This is a genomic window from Lipingzhangella halophila (genome assembly GCF_014203805.1).
Classification (GTDB): domain Bacteria; phylum Actinomycetota; class Actinomycetes; order Streptosporangiales; family Streptosporangiaceae; genus Lipingzhangella; species Lipingzhangella halophila.
In genome coordinates, this window is record NZ_JACHJT010000001.1 from 4,028,240 (window position 1) to 4,054,609 (window position 26,370).

Consider the following 26,370-nt stretch of genomic DNA (forward strand, 5'->3'; position numbering starts at 1 on the left):
CAAATCATACTGTCTACCGTATTCTTCCGGGTTTCGACCCGGAACCCGCGGCCGCGTGGTCACCGCCGCGCGGCCCTACCCCCCGTTCCCACTCCCCGTGCAGAGGCGGCACGAAGAGGAGGCAGCATGCGAACATCCCGGAGGGCTTTTCTCACCACCTGCGGCGCGGCCGCATTATCGCTGACGGGCTGCGCCACTCGGGCGGTTCCCGGCGGCAGCCAGGGGACGGACTACCCCGCCCACTCGGTCCAGTACATCCTCCCGTTCGACCCCGGCGGGGAGTCCGACACCACCGCCCGGATGCAGCAGAAGCCGCTGGAGGACGCCCTCGGGACCTCGGTCGTGATCTCGAACCGCCCGGGCGGCGGCGGGGCGGTGGGCTGGTCGGAGCTGGCCAACCAGGTCAGGCCCGACGGATACACGATCATGGGTGCCAACATCCCGCACGTGGTCCTGCAGCCGCTCGCCCGCGGCGAGGCCGGCTACGAGACAGAGGACATCAAGTGGGCCTACATATTCCAGAGCACGCCCAACGCCCTCGTCGTCTCCGCCGACGGCGGGCACGAGACACTTGAGGACTTCCTGGAGGCCGCCCAGAGCCAGGAGCTCACCCTCGGCGGCAGCGGTTCCTTCACCGCCAACCACACCGGCACCCTGACGCTGGCGCGCGAGGCGGACGCGCAGCTGACCTACGTCCCCTTCAGCGGCACGGCGGCCGCCTCGCCGGCGCTGCTCGGCGGCCAGGTCGACGCGCTCATGACCTACAACACCGAGGCGCTGAACCTGCAGGACAAAGGCATGCGCGTGCTGGCGGTCGCCTCCGAGGAGCGCCTGGCGGAGTTCCCGGACGTGCCCACGCTGGTGGAGTCGGGCTTCGACACCGTTGAGGGGGCCTGGCGCGGTGTCGCCGTACCGCCGGACACCCCGAAGGCCGTCATCGACACGCTCGCCGACGCTTTCGCGCAGGTCAACAAGGACCCGGAAATCATCGAGCGGTCCGAGGAACTCGGATACCACCTGGAGGACATGGGGCCGGCGGAATCCGCGGACTTCATAGAGCGCCGCAAGGAAGCCGACCAGAAGCTCCTCGAACAGTTCGACATGCTGAGCGGTTAGGGATGGGCTCCACGCCCCGAGCCGGCGGCGGTGCCGCCGGTTCCACCACACCGCCAGCCAACCGCGTCCGCCGCGTCGCCGGCGCGGCGCCCTCCCCCATTGTCCAGGCATCATCTCAGGAGAACTGATGTTCCCAGGTTTCGAGGATGCTCTAGCGCAAGTCGTATCGCCCCAGATGCTGTTGCTGTGCGTTGTCGGGGTGATCGGCGGCATGGCCGTCGGCGCCACGCCGGGGCTCAGCGCCACTGTCGGCTTGGCCCTCCTCCTCCCTGTCACGTTCACCCTCGACCCCACCAGCGGGCTGGTGCTGATGGGGGCGTTCTACGCGGCCGCGATCTTCGGCGGCTCGTTCACCGCGATCCTCGTCAACGCGCCCGGCACGCCGTCGTCGATCGCCACGACCTTCGACGGCTACCCCATGACCAAGCAGGGGCGCAGCGAGACCGCGATCATCGCCGTCACCACGGCGTCCGTCGTCGGTGGACTCACCGGCGTCGTCGGACTGCTGTTCCTCGGCCCCCTGATCGCCGACGTGGTACTGGAGTTCGGCCCCCAGGAGTACTTCTGGCTCGGCATCTTCGGTCTCACGATGATCGCCAGCCTGGCCGCGAAGTCGCTACTCAAGGGATTCGCCGCCGGTTTTGTCGGGCTGCTGATCTCCACGATCGGCGTCGCGCCCGTCGGCGGCGACGTCCGGTTCACGTTCGGCGTCACCGAGATGCAGGGCGGCGTCCCGCTCATCGTGGCCCTCATCGGGTTCTTCACCGTCCCGGCGATGCTCGACCTGATCACCAACCCGGCGGGCCGCTCGGCGGCCATGCACAAGGAGCGGACGCAACGCGAGCCGGGCCTGCTGCCGCGGACGATCCGCTACGTGCTCTCCCGCCCTCTCAACCTCGGCCGGTCCGCGGTGATCGGCACCTTCGTGGGCATGCTCCCCGGGGCGGGCGGCAACGTCGCCAACCTGGTCGCCTACAACGAGGCCAAGCGCGCGTCAAAGACCCCGGAGCGGTTCGGAAAGGGCGAGGTCGACGGGGTCGTCGCGCCCGAGACGGCCAACAACGCGGTCGTGGGCGGCGGGCTCATCCCGCTGCTCACCCTCGGCATTCCGGGCGCGCCGGCCGACGCCGTGATCTTCGGCGTACTGATGCTGCACGGCCTGCGGCCGGGTTCGGAGCTCTTCACCGAACAGGGCCCCCTGATCTTCACCTTCATCCTCGCGCTCGCGGTGGCGGTGCTGCTACTGGCGCCCGTCGGGCTGGTCGCGGGGCGCGGGCTGCAGCGCACCGTGGTGCGCACGCCAACGCACCTGCTGGTGCCGGCCATCGCCCTGCTGACGATCATCGGCTCCTACGCGGTCCGCAACAACCCGCTCGACGTCGTGCTGATGCTGGGGCTGGGCGTGGCCGGCTACGGGCTGCGGCACCTGGGCCTGCCGCCGCCGGCCATCGTGCTCGGCGTCGTCCTCGGGCCGATCATCGAGTCGGGGCTGGGCCAGGGACTGCTCGCCGCCAGCGGCGACGCGTACCCCTGGATGTCCTTCTTCACGCGGCCGATCAGCGCGGTCATCGCCATCGTCGTGCTGCTGGCGCTGGCGTGGCCCCTGCTGGCCCGTTGGCGGGAACACCGCGCCGCGTCCCGCGGCACGGCGACCGGGCAAACCACCGAGACCAAGGCGGGTGCGAACGATGAAGCGTGACTTGGCGTGCGCCGCGCTCCTGCTGGGGCTCGCGGTGATCTTCTGGATCGCCCAGGAGGAGTACACCGAGCCGGTGGACGGGGCGCTCCCCCGGTTCGTCCTGGTCGTGCTGGCCGTTCTGGGCCTCGTCATCGGCACGGCCGCCCTTGTGCGGGGACGCGGCACCAATGGGGAAGCGTCCGCCGACGCGACCGCCGATCCGGAGTTGGCCGGTGTCGCCGCCATGCGGGGAACCACGTCCCGGGCTGGGGAGCCCGCGGCACCGGAGACCGCTGACCCGACTACACGCGCGGGCGGCTCCGGGAGCCCGGATTCCGGGGCGGACACTTCGGACGAAGACGCGGACGCGGAAACAACCGGTACGTCCACGGTGGACTGGCGCATCCTGACCGCCGCGATCCTGCTCCTGGTGGGCTGGGGCGCGGCGTTCGGGCTGTTCGGGCTCACACTCAGCGGAGTGGTGGCCTTCGTCGCCACGGCGGTGCTGGTCAACCGGGGAATCACCACAACCCGGAGACTCGTGGTCGACGTCGCGGTCGCGGTCGGGTTCGTGCTGCTGTGCTTCTTCGTCTTCACCCGCGTGCTGTACGTCCCGATTCCGGTGTCGGAGGTCCTCGGGATCTGATTCCCGACCGTCGGGAGAGGGCCGGACGCACGGCCCCTCCCGACGTTCCGACGGGCGCGAAGCGCCACCGCGGCCGTTAGCGAACCGAGTGGCCCGCGCCCGCCCGCCCCCGGGGCGTCGGCGGGCTGCCGGCACCGGGCGGCGCCTTACCGGGCCGTGCGCCCGCGGTGAGTCGACCACCGAAAACTGCGATCCGGTCGTTCCCGAATACGGAATATTGGAGTACCGGAATCGGTGGCGACGCACCGATACGCGGTTACCGTAAATTGCACTTCCGTGAATTCTGTTACGCCTGGGAACAACCCAGCGAAAATCGAAGCCTCGTTCCGCCGATATTCCCCACACGCGGGCGGCATTACGGCAATAATTCCGGAGAATAGCCGTACGCACTCCACTCCGGAACGCCCGAAATAGGGAAAAAGCAGACATGGGTAACCTCAGGTCGACCATCGGACTGATCTTCTTTGGCATCCTCATGCCGGGAATTGCCGGGTACACCCTGTCCGAACTGGTACGCGACCAGCCATGGATCGCGCTGGGTGTCCTGGTGGCCTACGAGGCACTGGTCGTGACCCTCACGCCGGTCGGGGGCGCTGTGGGGATCTGGCAGCAGCAGGCGGCGAAGTGGATCTACCACCGCGTCCAGGGGCTGGTACCGGGCTTCGGCCGACGATACCGGGACTACCTCCGGCGCAGCTCCAAGCACGTCGACCAGAGCGGGATGCAGACCTCGGCCTTCTTCAGCCCCGCACTCGACGACGTGTTCATCGACGTGGACCTGGTAAAGCGCAGCCCCGGGGAGGTGAGGACGGACGTAGCCGCCGCGTTCGAGGAGGCCAAGCCACCGCGGGAACGCAGCAAGCTGGGCGACTACCTGCGCAGCCCGCATCCGGAAACGCTGGCCGTGCTGGGCGCGCCGGGAAGCGGGAAGACCACACTGCTGCGCCGTGCCGTACACGACACCTGCAAGGCGGGCAACGACCGGCGCAACGTTCCCATCCTCCTCGCCATCCGCGACCACGTCCGGACCATCACCGGGGCACCCGAGACCGGGCTGCCCGACGTGCTGCGCGCCTCGCTCAAGCGCAGCGGACTGGTCGACCCGCCCGGCTGGTTCGAGCGCCGGTTGGACAGGGGCGAGTGCGTGGTGCTGCTCGACGGCCTGGACGAGGTCCCCCGGGACGAGGACCGCCAACGGGTGGCCGACTGGGTACACGCCCAGATCGCGCGCTACCCGGAGAACCACTTCGTGGTCACCTCCCGCGCGCACCGGTACTGGGAGACGAGGATCGAGCCCGCCACGGTGCTGGAGACGCAACGCCTCACCCCGGAGCAGGTCCACCACTTCATCCACGACTGGTACCTGGCCATCGAACGGGGCACCAACGAGAGCTATGGCGGAGCCCACTCGCTGGCCCAAGAGGGCGCCAACGACCTCCTCGGCCGCCTCGCGGAGAACCCCGAGCTGCTCAAGCTGACCGTGAACCCCCTGATGCTCACGATGACCGCGAACGTGCACCGCGAGCGCGGGGCACTACCCGACAACCGGGCCCAGCTCTACCGCGAGGCGGTCGAGGGCATGCTGTGGCGCATGTCGCGGCGGAGGTCCTCGATCCGGTTGTCCGGGGAGCAGCGCGAGGTCGTGCTGCGCGAACTCGCCTTCGCGATGATGCGCGACCAGACCCACGATCTGAAACGAAGCGAGATCCTCGACATGGTCGCGCCCAGGCTCGCCCGGGTTTCGCAGCGTGTGAGCCCGCACGAGTTCATCACCGACGCCGTGGTCTCCGGCCTGGTCATCGAGCGCGATGGTCTGTGGTACTCGTTCGCGCACCACACGTTCCAGGAATACCTGGCCTCCGAGCACATGAAGGAGGCGGGGCTTCCTGAGGGGAAGAAGCTGGTCCAGATGGTCCGGGATGACTGGTGGCGCGAAACCCTGTTCCTCTACGCGGCCCGCGACGACGCGACCCCCATCGTGCAGGCGTGTCTCGACGTGGGGACCGTCAACGCTCTGGCCCTCGCCCTCGACTGCGTGGACCAGGCCCGTGAGCTGGCGCCGGAGTTGCGCGACCAGATGGACCGGATGCTCCAGGACGCGTTCGACAGCGACTCGGATCCCGAACGCCGGCGACTGGCGAGGGCATGGGCCCTCCGCTTCCTGCGCGAGGACGTGGAGCTGCCCAACAGCGGCGGACGGCTCTGCGCCCGGCCGATCACGGTCGGGCTGTACCGGCTCTTCCTCGCCCGGCGGGCCAAGGAAGGAGAGCACACCCCGGACACCGCCGAGTTCACCGACGACACTCCCGACAGCGCCGTCGTGGTCGGGGTCCGGGCGGCCGACGCCACCGCCTTCGTACAGTGGATCAACGAGGTCCTGGGGGACGAGATCACCTTCGGGAACGACAAGAGCACCTTCCGGCTGCCCACGCGGGAGGAACTGGCCGAGTACTCCATCATGCGCGGGCACCCGTACTCGGCCTCCTCACTCTGGACGCGCTCGGAGCCGAGCCCCAAACTGTGGGCTCCCAAGGGGTTCCTCGGCCGGACCGTCAACGACACGACACTCACGCAGCAGGCCAAGGAGGATGTGCACCACTCGCAACCCCTGGTCATGCAACTTCTGCTGATCCGGTCGGTACGCTTCCTCGACGCGCTCGGCTGTACCGTCTCCCCCGACTGCGGACTCGGTCCCGACCGGATCAACTTCCTGTTCCACGCTCTCGGGCGCGACCCCGCGCAACGAATCGGCGTCGACCTCCCCCGCGTGCTCGCCCACGACCTAACGCGCTGCCTCGGCATCGTCCGTTCCCTGGTGGACGGGGACGAACGGGTGAGCGCGCACACCGACGCGGTTGAGCGGGCCCACCAACTCGCGCGCCAGCTCGACCACACCCGCGCCGGCTACGGGCAGTACGAGAGCTCCCCCGACCGCACCCACAAGCTCGTCCTGCGGAGCTCCCGCGAGCTGGCCACCGCGTTCGCTGACATACAGACCCTCGACAGCAGCCAGATCGTCGACCCCGATCTCGCGCCCCAGGGGCCGCCGTTCGACCCGATCATGGGGCGGGCGTTCTCCGACGCGCTCACCACGACGCTGACCGCCGCCACCCAGTGGGCCGGCGCTCCCCAGTTCGTCGAGGATCTGGCCCAGAACCTGGTCATGCGGGTGAAGGTCGGTAGCGGGCTCTACCACCCCGCCCCGGAGGCCCTCGCGAAGACCACCTCAGAGACGTGCGGTGACCTGTCGGCGGCGCTCACCACGGCACAGGACCGGTCCGTTCCACACGCCTGGGCACACGCGGCCGCGCGGCGGCTGGACGCGCTCGCCGTTCCCGTCTTCAGCCGGCAGGAGAAGCTGACCCCCACGACCGCGACCACCATCCGGCTGCTCGCGCTGGCCTTGGCGGCCGAAGCGGACCGGTTGGGCGCCCCCCGTCTCGGCCACAACTTCCGCACCACCGCGGCCGGCGTCACCCTGCTGCGGCGCCGCCTCAGCGGCGAGGCGCGGGCCACGGAGACCATCATGCTCGCTGTGGACTGATCCGCCGCCTTCCGAACTCCGCCGAAGTCGCGGCCGCTGAGACCGGCCGCTACCGGTCATTAATCGGCCGCGCTGGCAAGGTTCGGCGCCGCTGGCCAGCGTCAAGCCAGGTGCGGGCCTCAGTCCAGGCTGTCGAGGAAGCGGGCCGCCTCGGTCTCCGTCATCCCGGTCTCGGTGGCCACGTGCTGGATGGCGTCAGCGATGCGGTCCTGGCGCCGAAGCTCTCGGGCCCGGTCGGCCAGGGACATGCTCGTCGACGGCATGATCGGGACGGGGTGTCCGGCGCGCACGGCATCGGTGACGTCCTTCGCTTCTTTCAGGCCCAGTCCGGTGTGCTTCCGCAACGCCTTGACCGCCATGACCTGCTTGCCCTGGTTGAGCAACTCCCGCACCTCGGCCGCCGCCTCCTCGCTCAGGAGGCCACCCGGTCCGAACGCTTCGAGGGACCGCCGAACACGCTCACCACCACCAGCACGGAGTGAGCCCCGCGGGTTCGAGGCTCCGACAGCGGCGCACAGCCTACCCGCCCGGCACTTCGAGGGCTATTGCCCCAGCCACCACGCTTCAGCCCGGCAGACCGAACCGTAGGGTCGCGACTCTTGCTAAGCGAAGTATCTCGATATATCGTCGGACTAACGGAAGGCGATATGGAAGGAGTTGACTTCCCATGAGTGACGCGTACGCGGGTGCGTGGCCGCCGTTCGGCTGCCCCGAGGAGCACTTCGGCCGCGGACGGGCCTTCCTCCAGCGGCTGAGGATGGCCGCCGAACGCGGCGGCGGCGGCCGGGGCAGGGGCCGCGGCTGGGGCGGCCCGCCCGGCCCCTGGGGTCCGCGGGGCGGCGGGTTCGGGTTCCCCCCGGGCCCCAAGGTCCGGCGCGGCGACGTCCGCGCCTCGATCCTCGCCCTGCTGGCCGAGGGCCCGCGGAACGGCTACCAGATCATCCAGGAGATCGAGGAGCGCAGTGGCGGGGTGTGGCGCCCCAGCGCCGGCTCGGTCTACCCGGCACTGCAGCAACTGGAGGACGAAGGGCTCGTCCGGGCGGTGCATGAAGGCACGCGCCGCCTCTTCGAGCTGACCGAGGAGGGCCGGACCCACTCCGACACCCACGCCGCCGGGCAGTCCGCGCCGTGGGAGGCGATGGCCGAAGGAGTCGGGGAACAGACGGCGGAACTGCACGAACTGGCCAGGGAGGTCGCCATGGCCGCCGTCCAGGTGGCACGCGCGGGCTCCACGACCCAGGTCACCGAGGCACGCCGCGTCCTGACGGACACGCGGAGGTCGCTGTACCGCGTCCTCGCGGAGGACGAACCGGAGGGCACCACCTGATTTCCCTGGTTGGGGGGGGAACGGCCCCGCGCCTCGCAGCGAAGGGCCGTTCCCCCCAACGTCGGCACTTGGGCCGGAACCGGGTACCGGGCACGCGCGGATGCGCGTGCCCGGCGGGAGCGGGCTCATCGGGGCCCACGCCCGGCACGGAACCCCCGCGGCGTCCGCCGGGCGTGCGGAGTTCTGCTACGAGCCCTCTTAGCGGAGCGACCAGTCCAGCGCCGCTTCGACGTGCAGCAGCGTGGTGTCGAAGACGGGCAGCGGGCTGTTCTCCTGCCCGAGCAGAAGACCGATCTCGGTACAGCCGAGAATCACCCCCTCGACGTCGTCGCTCCGTCCCAGGTCCGCGACGATCCGCTCGAACTCCGCGCGCGAGGAGTCCACCGTCTTCCCGAGGCAGAGCTCGTCGAAGATGGTCCGGTGCACAAGGTCCCGGTCGGCCGCGCTGGGTACCACCACGGTCAGCCCGCGTCCCTCCAGGCGTTCCCGGTAGAACGCCTGCTCCATGGTGTAGCGGGTTCCCAGCAGCGCCACCTTCCGCACCCCCGCGGATTCGAGCGCGTCAGCGGTGCTGTCGGCGATGTGCAGCATGGGAACGCTGATAGCGCGTTGGACCTCCCCGAACACCCGGTGCATCGTGTTGGTGCACAGCACCACGCACTCCGCGCCGGCCGCCTCGAGCCGTTGGGCGCACTCGGCGAGATAGTTCCCGGCGCGCTCCCAGTCCCCGGCCGCCTGCATACGTTCGACCGCGTCGAAGTCCACCGAGTAGACGACGCAGTGCGCCGAGTGCAGTCCGCCGAGACGGTCCCGTACAGCGCGGTTCAATTCCTGGTAGTAGTAGCTGGTCGACTCCCAGCTCATGCCGCCGAGCATGCCGATTACCCTCATGGCGCGTCGTCTCCGGTCCTAGGCGTCTGGGCTCGTGCGGGGTTCGTCAGGCCGCCGGTGGTCCTGCTCTCGTGGGCGGGCAGCGGCAGACAACGGAGGATAGCGCGTGAGGCCCGCACGCGGGCGCGAGCGGGACACAGCACTAGCCGATCCGCAGGACAAGCTTGCCGCGTGCCTGCCCCGACTGGCTCAGCTCCGCGGCGGTGCGCCAGTCCTCCAGCGGGAACGTGCGGGCCACTGGTACCGAGAAGCGGCCCTCCGACGCCAGTTGCGCGTACCCGCCGAGTACGTCGTGCCGCAGGTTGGTGTCGGTGCCGACGCTGGCACGCACGCCGAGTTCGTCGGCCGCGGCGAAGTCGCTGAGGGTCAACACGTGTTCTGGTGCCTTGACCGTACGTACGAGGCCCGGCAGCGCGTTGCTGACCGGTGCCGCGTCGAGGGCGAGGTCGACCGGTCCGCCCGCGAGTGCCCTCACTCGCTCGACCATGCCGTCGCCGTAACCGGTGACGTCGGCGCCGACGGCGCGCAGGGCTCCGGAGTACGTCTCGCCGGCGGTGGCAATGACCTGTGCCCCGCGCTGAACCGCGAGCTGCATCGCGGCATACCCGACGGTGGAACCGGCGCCGTGCACGAGCACGGTTGTGCCGGCGGGGACACCGAGCTCCTCCAGACCTCGGTAAGCCGTCTCGACCGCCATCGGCAACGCGGCGGCGTCGACCGGGGCGAGCCCCGGCGGGCGCGGGAACCAGGCGCTGAGGAGCGCCTGCTCGGACGCGCCAGCGGTCGGTCCGGTGTAGGACGCTGGGCCGAACGGTGGATGGCCGACGAGCGAGCCGATTTCGCCCAGGTGCTGTCGGCCAGCGCGACGGACCTGCTCGCCGTCACCGCGGACGGCGTCCCGAACGTGTCCGCTCGCGAGCGTTCAGCCGCCAACAGGTCGTGACAGGCGTTTCCGCGCTGCGCAGCGCGGAAACGCCTGTCACGCCGGACACCGGCCGACGTTCATGGACACAGCACTAGGCGGGCAGCCCGTCGAGGGCGGGGATCAGTTGCTCCTCCTCGTAGTCCAGGTGGCCCTCCAGCTCGGCGGCGAGCCGGTCGACCTCGGTGAGCACCCCCCGCGGGTCCGCGCCCTCGGTGGAGATGACCTCCTGGAGCGCCTCAAGGATGGCCGCGATGCTCTGGTGCTCCCGGTCCAGCCGCTCCAGTGTCGGGCCGAGCTCGGGGTGGCGCTCGCCCAGCGTCGGGAACACCGCTGTGTCCTCCATCGTGTGGTGGTACCGCAGACCTCCGCAGAAGCTCAGGCAGTTCACCCGGAGTTGGGCGCCCAGGCCGGGGCCGGACCTGGCGACCTCCGCCCGGACCAGCTCCAGCTCCCGTCGGAACGCGTCGTGGATCATCCGCAGGCCCTCGCCGAACGACGACCCACCGGGCGGGCCGGCCTCGGCTTCCTCAAGTGCCACCACGGGGATGACGCGTGACGTTGCGGCCTGGTACTCCGCCCATCCGGGATCGGCCTCGGCCGCGCGCGCGAAGAGCCGGTCCCGTTCGGCCCCGGTGAGGATGGTGGCCCGCGCCTCGTAGCTGAAGACCCCGTCCTCGACCGTGGCGCGGGGGTCGGCCACCAGGTTGTGGTACCAGTCCGGATGCGTCGGCGCGCCACCGGCCGACGCGATGACCAGGATCCGGTCCCCCTCGTCGGGGAGGTAGCCGACCGGAGCCGTGTGCGGCGCGCCCGACCGCGCGCCGGTCGTGGTCAGCAGGATCAGCCGGGCCCCTTCGAACGGTCCGCCGACCCGTCCGCGATTGGCGCGGAACTCCTCGATGATCTTCTGGTTGAAATCGTTGGGCATACTCTCTCTTTCACTCTTGCACTGCGGCATGAATGGTCTGGTTCTCAGTTCGCGCGCACGACGGAATACCGTTCTTCGGGCAGCACGAAATCACCGCGGGGCACACCGCCGACCGCGGTACGGGAAAAACGGGAAAAGGCGCCAGCCGACCGGAAGGACCGCTACGTCAGCGACCGGCTGGATCCATGAATGGCGCGCTCGATCGAGGGAAAGGCGCCGCCACATACGACGAAGAACCGCCCCGAACACGCGGGGCAAGAAAAAAGGAGGGCCTCGGGCCCACCCGGCGCTCACGCAGAGGCCGGGAACCTAACTCGCTTTTGGCCAATGGCCGACCCGGCAGTCACGCAACCGATCGTAATGCCATGTCGGCCTCGGGGCAACGCGACGCAGCCGCGCGGTGAGGGGCCGGTTTCCGCACGCCCCTGCACCCTCATCGGCGATCTTGAGGGTTCCGTTCCTTCGCGGCGCGGTGGGGTTTCGTGGGTGTGCCAACCGCATGTGCGAGGCTCGGCAACGGCGGCGAGGAGCCGGATGGTTGGGGTGAGTGGTGATCAGTGCGGTGGCGGTGGGTGCGCGCGCGACGGGGCGGCGATGGCGCCAGATGGGCCGGCCCGCGGTGGTCGCTTCTGGTGCCCGGTGGTGGCGCCCCGACGAGGGCGGCGAAGGCCCGCCGGCCCGGTGGGAGTCGCCCCTTTGCGGGCGCCGGTGCTCCCGCCCGGCGGCGGGGCGCTCGCCGAGGGTGACCGTGGGGACATTCTCGGCGCTGAATATGTCCGCACGGTCACCCTCGGTGCGGACCCCGCATCCACACCTGACCGGTGTGCCGTGTTTCGCCCGAAGTCTGCTGCCGCGGCCACGACCGATGGGCCCCGGCCGCGGGCCAGGCCCCCGGTCGTCGGGCGCGCCACCCTCGGGCACCCGTTGCGGCCATCGAGGGCCGGCCCATCCACCGTCCTCGCCGCCCTCGTCGGAGGCCGCACCACGTGCCCACCGCGGCGATGGGCACCAAACCGGGCGCCTTCCCACCCCACAACACCGAAACTCCACGCGCTCGGGAAGGAACGCTTTCCGCAAGATCAACAAGAAGTCGGGCCCGCGCTGGGCGCAACCGGGTTAGGAGAAGACGACGGTCGTGTTGCCGTGCCTGGCCACCCGGTCCTCGCAGTGCCACCGCACCGCCCGCGACAGCACCGTCCGCTCCACGTCGGCGCCCCGGCGGGCGAGATCCTCGACGCTGTCCTGGTGCGAGACCCGCACCACGTCCTGCTCGATGATAGGCCCCTCGTCGAGGTCCTCGGTCACGTAGTGCGCGGTCGCCCCGACCAGCTTCACTCCGCGGCTCCGGGCCTTCTCGTAGGGACCGGCGCCGATGAACGCGGGGAGGAAGGAGTGGTGGATGTTGATCGTCGGCACCCCCACGCGTTCGAGGAAGTCACCCGAGACGATCTGCATGTACCGCGCCAGCACGACCAGGTCGACATTGCCGCGCAGCAGCTCCAGGTGCCTGGCCTCGGCCTCCGCCTTGGTCTCCTTCGTCACCGGGACGTGCACGAACGGCACACCGAACGGGCGGACCGTGTCCGCGAGGTCCGGGTGGTTCCCGATCACCATCACGATGTCGATCGGCAGTTCGTCGCGCCGGCTGCGCCAGATCAGGTCGAGCAGGCAGTGGTCCAGCTTCGACACCATGATGGCGACCCGCCGGCGCTTGGCGGTGGCCGAGAACCGCCACCGCATGTCGGGGAACCGGGCCGCCACCTCGGAGGCGAACGCGGCTTCGAGGTCCTCCCACCGTGCCGCGAGACCGTCGAGATGGAACACGGTCCGCTGGAAGAACACGCCATCCTGCGGGTCGGTCGAGTGCTGGTCCAGGTGGGTGATGTTCGCGTTCTGCCGGTAAAGGAAGTCCGACACGGCCGCCACCAGCCCCGGCTGGTCCGCGCACTGGATCAGCAGGCGCCCCACGTCGCTCCCCTGCTCCTGGGAGCCGCTCGCGGCCCGAGCGCTCGACGCCGGAACGGCGGGTGCGGTGGTCGTGGACGGGGTCATCGCGATTCCTCCTACGCCCGCGCGCAAACCGCGCGGCCTGTGGTACCGGCCCGGTTCTCGGACGGCGTTCCCTCGGTGGCACCCCGTGGTTCCCGCCAGCCCCGCGGAAGACCATGGCGGCCCCAGCGTTGGTTCGGTCCCGCGCTGCCGCAGGGCCACGCCGATGCACGCCGCCATCGTGCGCGAGCGTACGTGGCCGGCGGAAGCCACCGCGCGGCGGCACCCGGGCGCCCCAGCGTGCGCCCGGCCGGACGCTCCGGAACCGCCAACCGTATGCTGATAGACCACCGCACGAGGAAGTCCCGACGTTGCGAACAGCCGTCGTCCCAGCATAACCACCCCGCCCCGCCACCCATCTCCGTACGGGAAGGGCCGCTGTGAGCAGCACCGCCACGCCGCACCCCGCACAGCGACGGGTCCTCACCGTTCTTGTCGCCGCCCAGGTCCTCAGTGGGGCCGGGCTGGCCGCCGGCATCACCGTGGGCGCCCTGCTCGCCGAGCGGATGCTGGGCGGCACGAGCCTCTCCGGCGTTCCGATCGCCCTGTTCACCCTGGGTTCGGCCGCCACGGCCGTCATGGTCGGGCGGATATCGCAACGCCACGGGCGCCGCGCCGGGCTGGCCGTGGGCTACTGGGCGGGCGCGGCCGGCAGCCTCGGCGTGGTCGCCGCCGCCGTCGCCGACAATGTGGTGCTGCTGTTCGTGTCGCTGTTCGCCTACGGCGCCGGCACCGCGACCAACCTGCAGGCCCGCTACGCCGGCGCGGACCTGGCCGGGCCGCAGGGGCGCGGCCGCGCCCTGAGTACGGTCCTGGTGGCCACCACCCTTGGCGCGGTCATCGGCCCCAACCTGGTCACGCTGACCGGTGACCTTGCCGAGGTCTGGAGCGTCCCCCGCTTGGCCGGCCCGTTCATGCTGGCGGCGCTCGCCTACGGGGCGGCCGGGTTGGTGCTGTGGCTGCTACTGCGCCCCGATCCCCTCCTCACCGCCCGGGCCCTGGCCGATACGGCGCCCGCCGCCACCTCGGCGAGTGCCACCGAGGCGAGCGACGCGCCCACCGGCCGCGGGGGGTCGGTCGCACTGGGTGCCGCGGTCATGGTCCTGACCCAGCTCGTCATGGTCGCGATCATGACCATGACGCCCGTGCACATGCGGGACCACGGGCACGGGGTGGGCGCGGCCGGGTTGGTCATCGCGGTCCATGTCGGCGCGATGTATCTGCCGTCGCCCGTGACCGGCGTACTTGTGGACCGGTTTGGGCGGCTGCCGGTGGCCGTGGCCTCGGGCGCGGTCCTGTTGGCGTCCGGGATGCTGGCCGCGTTCGCCCCGGTGCACTCGGTGGCGCTGCTGGCGATCGCGCTGGGCCTGCTGGGGCTGGGCTGGAACCTCGGGCTGCTCAGCGGCACCGCGATCGTCACCGACGCCACCCCTCTGGCCACCCGCGCCCGGACCCAGGGCAGGGTCGACGTCGCCATCGCCTTCGCCGGCGCGGGCGGCGGCATGGCCTCGGGCATGATCGTGTCGGCCGGCAGTTTCGCCGTGCTTTCCCTGGCCGGCGGCGTCATCGCCCTGGCCGTCATCCCGGCGGTCGCCTCCGCCTCCCGGTCGAGCCGGGTGCCCGCCGTCCGGCCCTGACCGGCGGGCGCGCCGGCTCCCCGCGCGAGCCGCTGGCCCCGGCCCGGTGCCGCCCGGCCGCTCCTGGCCAGGTCGGCGATGACCGGCGGTTACTCGACGACGAACAGGTGCAGCCGGACCTCGCCGGGGTGGCGTTCGCCGGTGCCGAGGATGATCCGGGAGCGCAGCCAGGACCACCGCTCCCCCGCCGGCTCCAGGCGCGGGGAGCAGCGGAAGTAGATCCGGTCCGGGTCGGCCGGCTCGCCCCGCACCAGCTTCGCGATGTCCTCCGGCGCGCCGGAGCGCAGACCGAAGTTCCACACGTGGATCCGTTCGCCGTCCTCGGTCTCGATTGCGTACTCGGCCTTGAGCTCCGTCAGCGTGTCGGTGCGCAGCACCTGGAAGTCCGCGCCGCCCGCCAGCACCCGTCCGCGCAGCTCGGGACCGGTGACGCTGCCTCCGACGATCGGGATGATGCGCCGGTGTCCGTCGAGAGCGGGGCCCACCTCGACCGGCGTGCCGACCTGAACGGCGATGGTCGCGAGGAACGTCAGCTTCGGCACAAGCGGTGTCGGCATCATGGACCAGAAATTAGCAGCAGCACACCAAAGGGTCGATGACTAATTTCCCGACATGCAACGGCGAATTAATAGTGTTGACGCCCCGGACACCCGATTGAATAATCGGCGCAATCACCGACGAATACCAGGTGACCTGCCCGGACACAGTTGACCACGGAGGGGATATGAGCCTCACGGCCACAACGCGCAAACGCCGCAAGGATCTTGTGGCCGTCAATATAGGAAACACTCTCGAGTGGTTCGACTGGAACATATACGCGGTATTCGCTCCTTTCTTCGCGGCACATTTCTTCCGAAATGAGGACCCGATATCGGCGCTCCTCTCCACGCTCGCCGTCTTCGCCGCCGGGTTCCTGATGCGGCCGGTCGGCGGCTGGCTCTTCGGCCGGATCGCCGACGAGAAGGGCCGCCGGTTCAGCCTCACTCTCGCCATTACGCTGGCGGCACTGGGGAGCCTGGTCATCGCCGTCGCGCCCACGTTCGGCACGGTCGGCGTGTTCGCCTCGGTCATCCTGCTGGCCGCCCGGCTGCTCCAAGGGCTCTCGCACGGCGGCGAGACCGGATCGGCGTTCACCTACCTGGCCGAGGTCGCGCCCGCGGAACGGCGCGGTCTGTGGGCGTCCAGCCCGTGGCTCGGCGTCGGCATCGGCTCGATTCTCGCCACGGCCCTGGGCGCATTCCTCACGGGTGTCCTCAGCGACGAGGCCATGGCCGCCTACGGGTGGCGGATCCCGTTCGCGATCGGCGCGCTCCTCGGCCTCTACGCCGTCTACATCCGCCTGACGATGGAGGAGTCCCGGGTCTACCAGGACGCGGCGGAGAAGGCCGCCGCAGAGGGCACGCCGCGGGTCACGCTCGGCCAGGCGTTCGCCGAGCTGTGGCGCGAACGGGCGGCCGCCCTGCGAATCGTCGGGTTGACGATCAGCGGTGTCGTGGCCTTCTACACGTGGTTCATCTTCGCCCCCGGTTACGCCACCACGGCACACGGCATGGATGAGACCACCGCCCTGGTTGTCGGCGTGCTCGGGCAGGCGGTGTTCCTGGTCGCGATCCCGTTGATGGGCGCCGCCTCCGACCGGTGGGGACGCCGGCCGGTGCTGCTGGTCTTCAGTGTCGGGTTCGCGGCGGCCGCGTTCCCGCTGGAAACGGTGCTCAGCGGGAACCCGGTCTCGTTGTTCGCCACGATGGCCCTGGCATCCATCCTGCTCGCCGCCAACTGCGCGCCCCTGGGGTCGGTCTTCGCCGAGCTCGTCCCGACCCGGCAGCGCGCCACCATCATCGGCATCGCCTACGCCACCTCGGCGGCGGTGCTCGGAGGGACCGCCCCCTACCTGAACACCTGGCTGGCCAGCCTCGGCGTACATTTGTTGTTCGTGGCGTACATCGTCCTGCTGTGCGTCATCTCCACCGTTGTTCTGCTGTTCATGCCGGAGACCCGGGGCCGGGAGCTGAAGTGAGCTCGGACGGCCCGGCAGTGCACCACAAAGGCGGGCCGATGAACAATTTCACCCTGCGCCAGTTGAGTTACTTCCGTTCGATCGCCTCAACAGGAAGCATCAGCGCCGCGGCGGAGCGGGAGCACGTCTCCCGCTCCGCCATGGCGGCGGCCCTGGACGAGCTGGAACGCGCGCTGCGTACCCAGCTCTGCAGCCGCCACCGGTCCTCGGGAATCGCCCTGACCCCCGCCGGCGAGCACGTGTTCGAACGGGCGATCTCGCTGCTGCGGGAAGCCGACGACCTGGAGGCGGCCGCTGACGGGCGCAAGCTGTCCGGCGCCATCTCGGTCGGCTGCTTTCCGTCGCTGGCCCCGACGGTCCTGCCGACCATGTTCAAGCTGTTCGAGGGGTTGCACCCGGACGTCACCGTGGACCCCGTCTCGGCGGACCAGGAGACCCTGCTGCAGCAGCTGCGCTCCGGCGCCATCGAGCTCGCCGTCATGTACAACATGCACCTGGACCAGGCGTTCGAGACCGTCCGGCTCTACGACACGGCGATGCACGTCATCCTGCCGGCGGAGCACCCCCTGGCGGCCGGCGGCACCGTGCCCACCGCGGCCCTGGAACCCGAACCCATGATCCTGCTGGAGGTGCCGCCCAGCGCCGAGGACGTGCTGAGCTACTTCCGGGCCCACGGGCTCTCCCCGAACGTGCGGCTCCGTACGCCGCACTTCGAACTGGTGCGCTCCCTGGTGGCGCAAGGACTGGGCTACTCGCTGTTCATCCAGCGGCCGCGCATCCACCAGAGCTACGAGGGCCTGCCCATCGCCGCTCGGGCCCTGGAGCCGCGTCCCCACCTGGAGCGTGTCTCCGTCGTGTGGCCGGCCGGGCGCCGGCTGTCGAGCAAGGCCCGGAGGTTCGTCGAGCTCGCCCGGGAGCACGTCGACTCCTACGCGCCCGAGCCGCTGTACCCGCCCGCGCCGCAACCCGACGAGCCTCGGGCGGACTGAACCCGCCCGGCCCGGTCGGCGTTCGCGGGGCCGCGACCGCGCGCGGCAGCCCTCCCCGGACGGTGGTGGAACCGGGAGAGGGCTGCCATGCCCCTTCCCGGGCGGAGGTGAGACTCCCGCGTATGCCTTCGCGCGCCCCACCCATGGCGGCACCCCATCCCGGGCGGTTGACTGTCCACCACGTCGGTGCGCGGTAGCGGAGCCCGCCACACCAGCGGCCGGCCGCACACCCGTGTCCACGTCCGTGCCCACGTCGCCAAGGAGTCCCATGTCTGACGCGCTGAGCAGTGCCGTCCTCGGCCTCGCCACCCTGGCCACCGGACACCAGGCCGGCCTGTTCTACGCCTACTCCGTGTCGGTGATGCCGGGACTCGGGCGCGCGGACGCCCGCACCGAGGTGGCGGCGATGCAGCGGATCAACACCGCGATTCTGAACCCGTGGTTCTTCGCCACCTTCCTCGGCGCTCCCGTGCTGATCCTGGCCGCCGGCGGGCTGCGCCTTGCCCAGGAGGGCCAGGCGGCTCTTCCGTGGATCGCGGCGGCTTTCGTTCTCTATGCGGTGATGGTCGCCGTCACGGCCGCGGTGAACGTGCCCCTCAACGAACGGCTCGATGGAACAGGTCCGGCCGATGCCCTGGATGATCCCGGATCGGCGCGCGACCGGTTCCACGGCAGGTGGGTGCGGTGGAACCATGTTCGCGCCGTGGCCTCCACGGCCTCGTTCGGGTGCCTCGTCGTGGCACTGTGCGTCTGAGCACGCCGGGGAGCCGGATCGCGAGACCGGTGCCCGCCCCGCGCCGGAGGCGGGCACCGCCGTGTCACGCCAGGCTCGTCCAGATGCTCTTGACCTCGGTGAACGCCTCGATCGCCGCCCAGCTCATCTCCCGGCCGAGCCCGGACGCCTTCATCCCGCCCCACGGAGCGGCGGCGTCGAGCATCGGCGGCATGTTGATGTAGACGCTGCCGGCCCTGATCCGGCGTGCGAGCCGGTTCGCGGTGGAGATGTCGCGCGACCAGACCACCGCTGCCAGCCCGTACTCGGTGTCGTTGGCGCGCTCGGCCAGTTCCTCCGGATCGTCGTAGGAGAGCACCGAGAGCACCGGGCCGAAGATCTCCTCGCGGGCGATCGTCATGTCGTCGGTGACACCGGAGAACACCGTGGGCCGGTAGAAGTAGCCGCCGGCCAGGTCACCACCCGCGCGCTCGCCGCCGGTGAGCAGGTCGGCGCCCTCCTCCCTGCCGGCACCGACGTAGCGGTCCACCTCGGCGAGGTGCTCCGCGGAGACCAGCGGCCCCATCTGGGTCCCCTCGTCCGCGCCGGGCCCCAGCCGCATGGCGGACGCGGCGGCGGCGAGCTTCTCGGCGAACTCGTCGTGGCGGGCGGAGTCGACGTAGAACCGGGTGTAGGCGGCGCACACCTGCCCGGAGTTGAGCAGCCCGCCCATGATGTTGCCCTGGACCGCGGAGTCGATGTCGGCGTCCGCGGCGATGACACTGGGCGCCTTGCCGCCCAGCTCCAGCGACACCCGCTTCAGCGCGCGGCCCGCCTCGGCGGCGATCTCGCGTCCCACGGAGGTGGAGCCGGTGAACGAGATCTTGGCGACCTTGGGGTGGCGCACCAGCGCCTGGCCGGCCTCGGGGCCGCCGGTGACGACGTTGACCACGCCGTCGGGGATGCCGGCCTCCTGGGCGAGCTCGGCCAGCCGCAGCGAGCTCAGCGGGGTCTGCTCGGCGGGTTTCACGACGACGGTGTTGCCGGTGGCCAGTGCCGGCGCGAGCTTCCACACCATGATCATCAGCGGGAAGTTCCACGGGGTGATCAGCCCGCACACCCCGACGGGCTCTCGGCGGGTGCGGTAGTCCACGTCGGGCACGGACAGTGGAGCGGTGATCCCGGTGATCTTCGTGGCCCAGCCGGCGAAGTAGCGCAGGTGCTCCACCGCGTTGGGCACGGCTACCCCACCGCTGATACCCAAGGGCTGGCCCTGGTCAGTGGTCTCCAGCTCGGCCAGCTCCGCGGCGTTCTCCTCGATCAGGTCGGCCAGGCGCAGCAGCAGCTTGGCCCGCACCGCCGGCAGCATTCCGGCCCATTGGGGGGAGTGCAGCGCCCGGCTCGCCGCCTCGACCGCGGCATCGATCTCTACGGCACCGCCCTGAGCCACCTCGGCGATGGTCTCCCCCGTCGCGGGATTCAGGGTGGCGAACGTCTGGCCGGAGCCCGCGTTCCACTCCCCGTCGATCAGCATCTCGGTTCGCATGGGTCCCTCTCGTCGCTAGCTTTCGAGTACGAGCTCGGCACCGCGTTCGGCGATCATCATCGTGGGGGCGTTGGTGTTTCCGGACGGAATCGCCGGCATCACCGAAGCGTCGACCACCCGCAGCCGGTCCACGCCGCGCACGCGGAGCTCCGGGTCGACCACCGCCGTCTCGTCCAGGCCCATCCGGCAGGTCCCGACCTGGTGGTGGTAGGTGAGCAGTTGGGCGTGGATGTAGTCGCGGAGCTCGGTGTCGCTGGTGACGCCCGGCCCCGGGGCGACCTCGGCGGCGCGCCAGTCGTTGAGCGCGGGCTCCGTACCGATCTCGCGGCACATCCGCACCGCCTGGGCCATCGCCTCCCTGTCCCGTGGCTCGGACAGGTATCGGGGGTCCAGCGCGGGCACGTCGTCCGGCTCGGCCGAGCGGAGCCACAGCCGCCCTCGGCTCAGCGGGCGCACGACGCCGGCCAGCAGCGTGTAGCCGGGGTCCGGGCTGTCGTATCCCGCCACGGGCAGCGGCAGCGGGACGAACGTCGGCTGCAGGTCGGGCGCGGGCATGCCGGGGTCGCTCTTGGCGAAGAAGTGCGCTTCCAGGGGCGTGCCCCGCGTTCGCTCGATCGGTGCGGACGCCGCCCAGACCAGGGGGACGAGCAGGTGGTCGTGCAGGTTCTCTCCCACGCCGGGCAGGTCGGTGCGGGCCTCGATCCCGAGCCGCCGCAGCTCGTCGGCCGGGCCGATCCCGCTGAGCAGCAGCAACTGCGCCGAGCCGATGGTGCCGGCCGAGAGGATCACCTCTCCGCGGGCGCGAACCACACTGGTGTTCCCGGCCTTGTGCAGCTCCACCCCGACGCAGCTCCCGCGCTCGAAGACCAGCCGGGTGGCCAGGCTGTCGGTGGTGACGCTGAGCCGCTCCTCGTCGGCGACGGGCACACCGAAGGCCGTCCAGGCACTGACCCTGCGGCCGTTGCGCACCGCCTGCTGGATCAGGCTGACGCCGAGGATCTCCTCGGCGTTGTAGTCGGGGTTGAACGGGATTCCGTAGTCCTGGCAGGCGGTCACGAACGCGGCGGACACGGCGGTCGGGTGCTCGTTGGGGGTGACCGGGTGCGGCCCGCCCGTGCCGTGGAATCGCGACGCCGGCCCCCGGAAGTCCTCGGATCTGGTGAAGTAGGGCAGCACGTCGGCGTAGCCCCAGCCCGGGCACCCGTTATAGGCCCAGTTGTCGTAGTCGCTGGCGGCACCGCGAACGTAGGCCATGCCGTTGAGGGAGCTGCTGCCGCCCAGGACCCGGCCGCGCGGCCACGACACGGTGACGCCGCCCGCTGCCTGCTGCGGCTCGGTGCTGAACGCCCAGTCGGTCTCGGAGCCCCACAGGTTCCAAACACCAGCGGGGTCGTGGATATCGGGATTGGTGTCGCGGCCTCCGGCGTCGACGAGCAGCACACTGTGCCCGGCGTCCACCAGCCGGCGGGCCAGCACGCAGCCGGCCGTGCCCGCGCCCACGATCACATAGTCGAACTCTGGTTGTTCCGCTGGCACCGGTCCTCCTCGAGTGACTGGGGTCGAACGATAGGAGTGAGGAGCGTCACACGGCCGCCAGAACCGGTACGTGCCACCGCCAATAGGCGTACGCCCGGACCGCCCCCAGTGTTGCCCACGCCACACCCGCGGATTACGCTCGCTTTGCCCGCCAACGTCACCGACTCCAGGGCGGCCCCGCATGCACACATCGACCAGCGGAATCGTTGACGCGACCTTCACGTGTGTCGAGGAGTTCCAGGCCCGCGCCTCCAAGGCGTTCGTCCCGTTGCGGATCACCCCCGCGAGCCCGGCCGGGGGGAGCGACGCGCGTACCGCGCGCACCGCGGCCGGACGCCGGAACGGCGACGGTTTCCGCGCGCATTTCCGCGGCATCCAGGTCAACGACCTGATCGTCACCCGTATCGGGTGCACGCCCACCGTTGTCCGCCGCGATGACGCCTCCGCGCCCGCCTGCGACTCCCCGCGGATGCTCAAGGTGGCCCTGCAGCAACGCGGGCACGGCGTTGTCGTCCAGGGCGGGCGGGAGAGCGAGGTCGCGCCCGGCGACCTCGTCGCCTACGAGACCGGGATCCCCTACCGCCTGCGGTTCCAGGAGCCCTACGACACCGTCGTGATCGGGATCCCCTGGCCGGCCCTGGGGGCCCACGCCGACCTGCTCGGCGACCGCACCGCCCGCGCGGTGCCCGCCTCCGAGGGGGTGCGGCCCCTGGTGGCCACCCTGCTGACCGGCCTCAGCGACCTCAGCACGGATCTGGACACAGCGCCCGCCCCGGCCACGCTGCACCTGGCCGACGCCCTGGTCTCGCTGGTCGTCTCCACGTTCGCCGGGGTCACCCCGCACGACTCCGGCACCGGGGGCGACATCGCCGACCAGATCCTTGCCCACTGCCACGCCAACCTCGCCGACCCGGGACTCTCGCTCGTGTCCGTAGCGCGCGCCCACGGGGTCTCGGTGAGCTACGTGCAGAAGCGGCTGCGGGCCCGGGGCATCGCGCTGGGCTCCTGGATCCGGCGCCAGCGGCTGCACCGCATCCGGCGCGACCTGCGGGACCCGGCCCTGGCCCAACGCGGCACGGCCGCCATCGCCGCCCGTTGGGGGATCATGGACGCCGCCCACCTCGGGCGGGCGATGCGGGCCGAGTACGGTGCCACGCCCAGCGAGATCCGCGAAGCCGCCGGGCTCGCCTGACCGCGCCCCAGCTGAGGGGTGCGGCAATAGGGCGAAGCGAGCCCGCGGAGGCGCCCCCGCGGGGAGAGTTGCGGCAATGGGGCGAAGCGAGCGCGGCGAGCGAGCCAGCTTGCCGCCGAGCGCACCGTGCACCTTCACTCAGCGGCAAGCTGGCATCCCTCTCGCTTCGCTCGCGGGGTGCCCCATTGCCGCAACCCACTCCGGCGCGGCCCCGGCGGCTCCCCCGCAGCCCCACGCCTCATCCCCCGCGCGGTCTCATTGCCGCAACCCGAGCGGGCAAGCCGGGAACCCTCCGAACGCGGACGTCTCACCAGGTGTCGACGAACGGCCGCCGCCCGGTGGAGCCGCCGCGGCCGTCCCCGTCGTATCCGGACAGCGCCGTGCCGATCCATCGCCGGGTCTCGGCCGGATCGATGACGTCGTCCAGCTCGAACACGGACGCGGCGTTGGTCGCCTTGCCGCGCGCGTACTGCTGCGCGAGCAGCTCGTCGAACGCGCGCTGCCGCTCGGCGGGATCTTCGATCGCCTCCAGCTCGCGGCGGTAGCCCAACCGGACGGCGCCCTCAAGGCCCATGCCGCCGACCTCGCCGGTCGGCCAGGCGAGGGTGGCCGCGGGGGCCCGGAAGCTCCCGCCGGCCATGGCCTGCGCGCCGAGCCCGTAGCCCTTGCGCAGCACGACCGCCACGATCGGGACGCTGAGATTGGCGCCCGTGACGAACAGCCGGCTGAAGTGCCGAACGGTCGCGGTGCGTTCGGCGTCGGGACCGACCATGAAGCCGGGGGTGTCGCACAGCGACACGACGGGGAGCCCGTGTGCGTCGCACAACTGCAGGAACCGGGCCATCTTGTCGGCGGCGTCGCGGTCGATGGCGCCGCCCAGGTGCGCCGGGTTGTTCGCGACCAGGCCCATGGGCCGCCCCTCGACCCGCACCAGGGCGGTGCTGATACCGACGCCGAAGTCGCGCCGCAGCTCCAGGACGGAGCCGGTGTCGGCGATGACGTCGATGGCCGCGCGGATGTCGTACACCCGCACCCGGCTCTCCGGGACGACGTGGCGCAGTGCGCGCTGGTCGGCCTGCTCCCAGTCGTCGGCGGCTCCCTGGAAGTAGGACAGGTAGGTCCTGGCGGCCCGGACGGCCCCCGCGTCGTCGTCGGCGAGGAGGTCGATGACGCCGTTCGGTGCCTGGACCGATACCGGACCGACCTCCTCGGGCCGGAAGCGGCCCAGGCCGCCGCCCTCGATCATCGCCGGACCGCCCATGCCGATCGTGGCGTCCGGAGTGGCGATGACGACGTCGCAGCAGCCGAGCAGGGCCGCGTTGCCGGCGAAGCACCGCCCGGACGCGATGCCCACGGTCGGGACCTGGCCGCTGAGCCGCCCCATGGTCGAGAACGTGGTGACGTCGAGCGCTGAGGCCGAGGTGGTGTCGGTGTCGCCGGGCCGTCCCCCGCCGCCCGCGAGCGCTTTGACCATGACCCCGGAGTCCGGCCCGAGGCCGGCGAGGAAGTCCCGCGCCTCGCCGATAGTGGTCGCGCCGGCAGTGGCCGCGAGCACCGGCACGCCGTTGCGCGCGGCGAGGTCGCGGGAACGAGTCTTGTCGCCGAACAGTTCCAGCAGCTCCGGGGGCGGCCCGACGAAGGTGGGGCCGGCCTTGTCGCACGCTTCGGAGAAAGCGGCGCTTTCGCTCAGGAAGCCGTATCCGGGGTGACTCCTCCCGCCGCTGAAGCGGCGGGCTTCTCCTGCTCTCCGGTCAAGGGACAGGAAGGACCAGCCCGGCCCTGATACCGACGTTGATCGCTGCCACCCGGTCGGCGTGCTCGGCATAGCCGCACCGGAGGCAGCGAAACTTCTCCTGACTGGGGCGGTTGTCCGCGCTGACGTGCCCACACGCTTTGCGCGGGCAGGTGCGCGACGTGTTGCGGGCCTGCACCGGGATCAGCTCACGACCGGCGCTTTCAGCCTTGTGCGCGAGGATTCCCAGGAACACCCCCCACCCCGCATCCAGAACGCTCTTGTTCAGCCCGGCCTTGGCGGCGGCGTTGTTCGCACGGAACGCGTCGTGTCGCTCGGGGTCGGGTCTGGGGGCGGGCGCCGTGGTCATGCCCGCAATATTGAGCCGCTCACAGGCGATCGCATCGAAACGGCGGACGAGGTCGAGCGCCTTCTTGTGGTGGTGGTCACGACGCTGGCGGGCCACCTTGGCATACAGCCGGGTCACCCTGGCCTGTGCCGCCTGGTGCTTGCGGGTGCGGTTTCGGGCCTTGATGCGCTTGGGGAACCGGTCAAGGTCGCGTTGGGCGGCGGCGAGCGTGTCAGCCGACCGGGCGAGAAACTTCGGGCTGTCGACGTGCTCACCCTCCGACGTGGTGAGGAACGAGGCCACGCCCATGTCGATACCCGTCACCCGGCCCGTGGGTTCCAAAGGTTCGGCGGGCACCTGGTCACAGGCGAGGATGACGTACCACCGGTTTCCCTCGCGCTTGACCGAAACGGTCTTGACGCGTCCCTTGACCGGGCGGTGCTGGTGGACACGCACGTGCCCGACGCCTTGGAAGCGGACGCGCCGCACCGTGTCCTTCGGGGTGGAGTCCCACCGGCACCCGTCGCCGTCCTTAGGAAAGTCGACCGTGTCGAAGCGTCCCACCCCACGAAAACGCGGATAGCCCGGCTTGTGTCCCGCCTTCACACGGCGGAAGAACGCCACAAACGCCTTGTCCAAACGGCGCAGGGTGGCCTGCTGGGAAGAGAACGACCACCGCCCCTGCCGCTCGGTGTCGAAATCCCGGATCTCTGTGAGCTGTGCCGACTGGTCGCCGTAGGTGATCCGCGTCTGAGAGACGTGGGCGTAGGCGTCGCGGCGTTCCTGCAAAGCGGCGTTGTACAGCGAACAGTGGTCGCGCAACATGGCGGCAAGAGCGACCTGTTGGCGAACTGTTGGGCGAAGAAGGAACCTGTACGCGCGGATCACGCGTGGCCCTCCCTTCTTCGTGCCCGGGCGTTCCCACTGAGTGTCGATGTATTGCTGCACCGTATCGGCGCTCACGGCACCGACCGCCGCGGCGAAGTACGACGACCACAGAGTTGGAAGCTTCGCACGCCGCCGGCGAGCCGGCGACTCTTCCGAGTCACAGACACACGGACAGTATACAAGCGCCACAGATCTACGTGCCGTGGTCTGTGGTGAACGCCGGGCCGCCTGGCGGCGGTTCGGCTGCCCTTGTCCCGCTGCGCGGGCACCCTGATTCCCCCACCGGCTAAAGCCGGTGGTCCCCTCAGGAAGATTTGATGGACCAGGGAGCAGCCGGCACGCAGCGCCACGTCGGTGAGCTGGTCGCTATCGAGGTAGGCCGCGGCGCCCGCGCCGTCGAGCGGGTGGGCGTCGTCGGCCAGCCGCACGTGCAGCGAATCGCGGTCCTCGGGGGCGAATACCGCGACTGTGCGCAGCCCCAGGGCCGCGGCCGCGCGATGGATCCGGACGGCGATCTCGCCGCGATTGGCGATCAGCACACCAGGCAAGGGGCGGTCCTTCCACGGCCGGCGGTTGCCCGGAGATTATCCACCGCGGGTGGAATCGACTTCAATGTCACTTTTGCGGCCGGGGAAACGACCGGGATCTTTGCGCGATCCGGTTCCGTG

22 protein-coding genes are annotated in these 26,370 nt (G+C 70.8%); 11 read left to right on the forward strand and 11 right to left on the reverse strand.

Translation table 11 applies throughout. The features are described from left to right. The first annotated feature begins 126 nt into the window (after window positions 1-126). The 4 genes from F4561_RS18655 (at window position 127) to F4561_RS18670 (ending at window position 6,984) form a co-directional block, all read left to right on the forward strand. On the forward strand, window positions 127-1,116 hold the full coding sequence (locus F4561_RS18655) for a Bug family tripartite tricarboxylate transporter substrate binding protein (RefSeq protein ID WP_184580685.1): 990 nt from the start codon (window positions 127-129) through the stop codon (window positions 1,114-1,116). 127 nt (window positions 1,117-1,243) lie between these two features. Beyond that, window positions 1,244-2,815, forward strand: coding sequence for a tripartite tricarboxylate transporter permease (locus F4561_RS18660; protein ID WP_184580686.1), 1,572 nt, complete (start codon window positions 1,244-1,246; stop codon window positions 2,813-2,815). Beyond that, window positions 2,805-3,440: a tripartite tricarboxylate transporter TctB family protein gene (locus F4561_RS18665; protein ID WP_184580687.1), complete on the forward strand. Its 636-nt coding sequence runs from the start codon at window positions 2,805-2,807 to the stop codon at window positions 3,438-3,440. The genes F4561_RS18660 and F4561_RS18665 overlap by 11 nt, the downstream gene beginning before the upstream one ends. A 427-nt stretch (window positions 3,441-3,867) precedes the next feature. Continuing rightward, window positions 3,868-6,984 carry an NACHT domain-containing protein gene (locus tag F4561_RS18670; RefSeq protein WP_184580688.1) on the forward strand — a complete coding sequence of 1,039 codons (3,117 nt, stop codon included), beginning with the start codon at window positions 3,868-3,870 and terminating at the stop codon, window positions 6,982-6,984. Between the two features lie 119 nt (window positions 6,985-7,103). On the opposite strand, the gene F4561_RS18675 is transcribed toward F4561_RS18670, so the two are convergent. After that, window positions 7,104-7,376: a ribosomal L7/L12 family protein gene (locus tag F4561_RS18675; protein ID WP_184580689.1), complete on the reverse strand. Its 273-nt coding sequence runs from the start codon at window positions 7,374-7,376 to the stop codon at window positions 7,104-7,106. Window positions 7,377-7,651: 275 nt separating this feature from the next. On the opposite strand from F4561_RS18675, the gene F4561_RS18680 reads away from it, so the two are divergent. After that, a complete protein-coding gene (locus F4561_RS18680; protein ID WP_184580690.1) occupies window positions 7,652-8,311 on the forward strand; it encodes a PadR family transcriptional regulator in 660 nt (219 codons plus the stop codon). A 198-nt stretch (window positions 8,312-8,509) separates the two neighbouring features. On the opposite strand, the gene F4561_RS18685 is transcribed toward F4561_RS18680, so the two are convergent. Both F4561_RS18685 and F4561_RS18690 read right to left on the reverse strand, forming a co-directional pair. Continuing rightward, window positions 8,510-9,202: an aspartate/glutamate racemase family protein gene (locus tag F4561_RS18685; protein ID WP_184580691.1), complete on the reverse strand. Its 693-nt coding sequence runs from the start codon at window positions 9,200-9,202 to the stop codon at window positions 8,510-8,512. Window positions 9,203-9,344: 142 nt separating this feature from the next. After that, window positions 9,345-9,899: a zinc-binding dehydrogenase gene (locus F4561_RS18690; RefSeq protein ID WP_221445539.1), complete on the reverse strand. Its 555-nt coding sequence runs from the start codon at window positions 9,897-9,899 to the stop codon at window positions 9,345-9,347. Between the two features lie 120 nt (window positions 9,900-10,019). Here F4561_RS18690 and F4561_RS33350 point away from each other — a divergent pair, with 120 nt between their 5' ends. Next, complete coding sequence (locus F4561_RS33350; protein WP_281384101.1) at window positions 10,020-10,145, forward strand: hypothetical protein; 126 nt, start codon at window positions 10,020-10,022, stop codon at window positions 10,143-10,145. A gap of 73 nt (window positions 10,146-10,218) precedes the next feature. Here the strand turns inward: F4561_RS33350 and F4561_RS18695 are convergent, their stop codons facing one another. Together F4561_RS18695 and purU are read right to left on the reverse strand one after the other, a co-directional pair. Next, window positions 10,219-11,055, reverse strand: a complete 837-nt coding sequence (locus F4561_RS18695; protein ID WP_184580692.1) for a nitroreductase/quinone reductase family protein — start codon at window positions 11,053-11,055, stop codon at window positions 10,219-10,221. Between the two features lie 1,116 nt (window positions 11,056-12,171). Then, window positions 12,172-13,107, reverse strand: coding sequence for a formyltetrahydrofolate deformylase (gene purU / locus F4561_RS18700; protein WP_184580693.1), 936 nt, complete (start codon window positions 13,105-13,107; stop codon window positions 12,172-12,174). A 377-nt stretch (window positions 13,108-13,484) separates the two neighbouring features. Between purU and F4561_RS18705 the strand changes: the two genes are divergently transcribed. After that, entirely contained in the window at window positions 13,485-14,741 is a 1,257-nt protein-coding gene (locus F4561_RS18705; protein ID WP_184580694.1) for an MFS transporter, read from the forward strand. Window positions 14,742-14,830: 89 nt separating this feature from the next. Here F4561_RS18705 and F4561_RS18710 read toward each other — a convergent pair whose 3' ends face one another. Further along, window positions 14,831-15,301: a DUF3237 domain-containing protein gene (locus F4561_RS18710; protein WP_221445540.1), complete on the reverse strand. Its 471-nt coding sequence runs from the start codon at window positions 15,299-15,301 to the stop codon at window positions 14,831-14,833. A gap of 164 nt (window positions 15,302-15,465) precedes the next feature. Here F4561_RS18710 and F4561_RS18715 point away from each other — a divergent pair, with 164 nt between their 5' ends. The 3 genes from F4561_RS18715 to F4561_RS18725 all read left to right on the forward strand — a co-directional run bounded on the left by F4561_RS18715 (window position 15,466) and on the right by F4561_RS18725 (window position 18,501). Continuing rightward, a complete protein-coding gene (locus F4561_RS18715; protein ID WP_184580695.1) occupies window positions 15,466-16,758 on the forward strand; it encodes an MFS transporter in 1,293 nt (430 codons plus the stop codon). 38 nt (window positions 16,759-16,796) lie between these two features. After that, window positions 16,797-17,747, forward strand: coding sequence for a LysR substrate-binding domain-containing protein (locus tag F4561_RS18720; RefSeq protein ID WP_184580696.1), 951 nt, complete (start codon window positions 16,797-16,799; stop codon window positions 17,745-17,747). A gap of 268 nt (window positions 17,748-18,015) precedes the next feature. After that, window positions 18,016-18,501, forward strand: coding sequence for an anthrone oxygenase family protein (locus F4561_RS18725; RefSeq protein ID WP_184580697.1), 486 nt, complete (start codon window positions 18,016-18,018; stop codon window positions 18,499-18,501). Window positions 18,502-18,565: 64 nt separating this feature from the next. Here F4561_RS18725 and F4561_RS18730 read toward each other — a convergent pair whose 3' ends face one another. After that, window positions 18,566-20,005 carry an aldehyde dehydrogenase family protein gene (locus F4561_RS18730; protein ID WP_184580698.1) on the reverse strand — a complete coding sequence of 480 codons (1,440 nt, stop codon included), beginning with the start codon at window positions 20,003-20,005 and terminating at the stop codon, window positions 18,566-18,568. 15 nt (window positions 20,006-20,020) lie between these two features. Then, window positions 20,021-21,541, reverse strand: a complete 1,521-nt coding sequence (locus F4561_RS18735) for a GMC family oxidoreductase (RefSeq protein ID WP_221445541.1) — start codon at window positions 21,539-21,541, stop codon at window positions 20,021-20,023. A 181-nt stretch (window positions 21,542-21,722) separates the two neighbouring features. Here F4561_RS18735 and F4561_RS18740 point away from each other — a divergent pair, with 181 nt between their 5' ends. Further along, window positions 21,723-22,733, forward strand: coding sequence for an AraC-like ligand-binding domain-containing protein (locus F4561_RS18740; protein WP_184580700.1), 1,011 nt, complete (start codon window positions 21,723-21,725; stop codon window positions 22,731-22,733). Window positions 22,734-23,040: 307 nt separating this feature from the next. Here the strand turns inward: F4561_RS18740 and F4561_RS18745 are convergent, their stop codons facing one another. From F4561_RS18745 to F4561_RS18755, 3 genes are read right to left on the reverse strand one after another with little or no spacing between them, the layout of a single operon-like run. Further along, window positions 23,041-24,558 (reverse strand): carboxyl transferase domain-containing protein, encoded by a 1,518-nt coding sequence (locus F4561_RS18745; RefSeq protein WP_184580701.1) that lies wholly within the window; start codon window positions 24,556-24,558, stop codon window positions 23,041-23,043. Further along, window positions 24,485-25,777 (reverse strand): RNA-guided endonuclease InsQ/TnpB family protein, encoded by a 1,293-nt coding sequence (locus F4561_RS18750; RefSeq protein ID WP_312885368.1) that lies wholly within the window; start codon window positions 25,775-25,777, stop codon window positions 24,485-24,487. Before F4561_RS18750 ends, F4561_RS18745 begins: the two co-directional genes overlap by 74 nt. After that, a complete protein-coding gene (locus F4561_RS18755) occupies window positions 25,774-26,241 on the reverse strand; it encodes a biotin carboxylase N-terminal domain-containing protein (protein ID WP_312885614.1) in 468 nt (155 codons plus the stop codon). Before F4561_RS18755 ends, F4561_RS18750 begins: the two co-directional genes overlap by 4 nt. Window positions 26,242-26,370 lie beyond the last annotated feature (129 nt).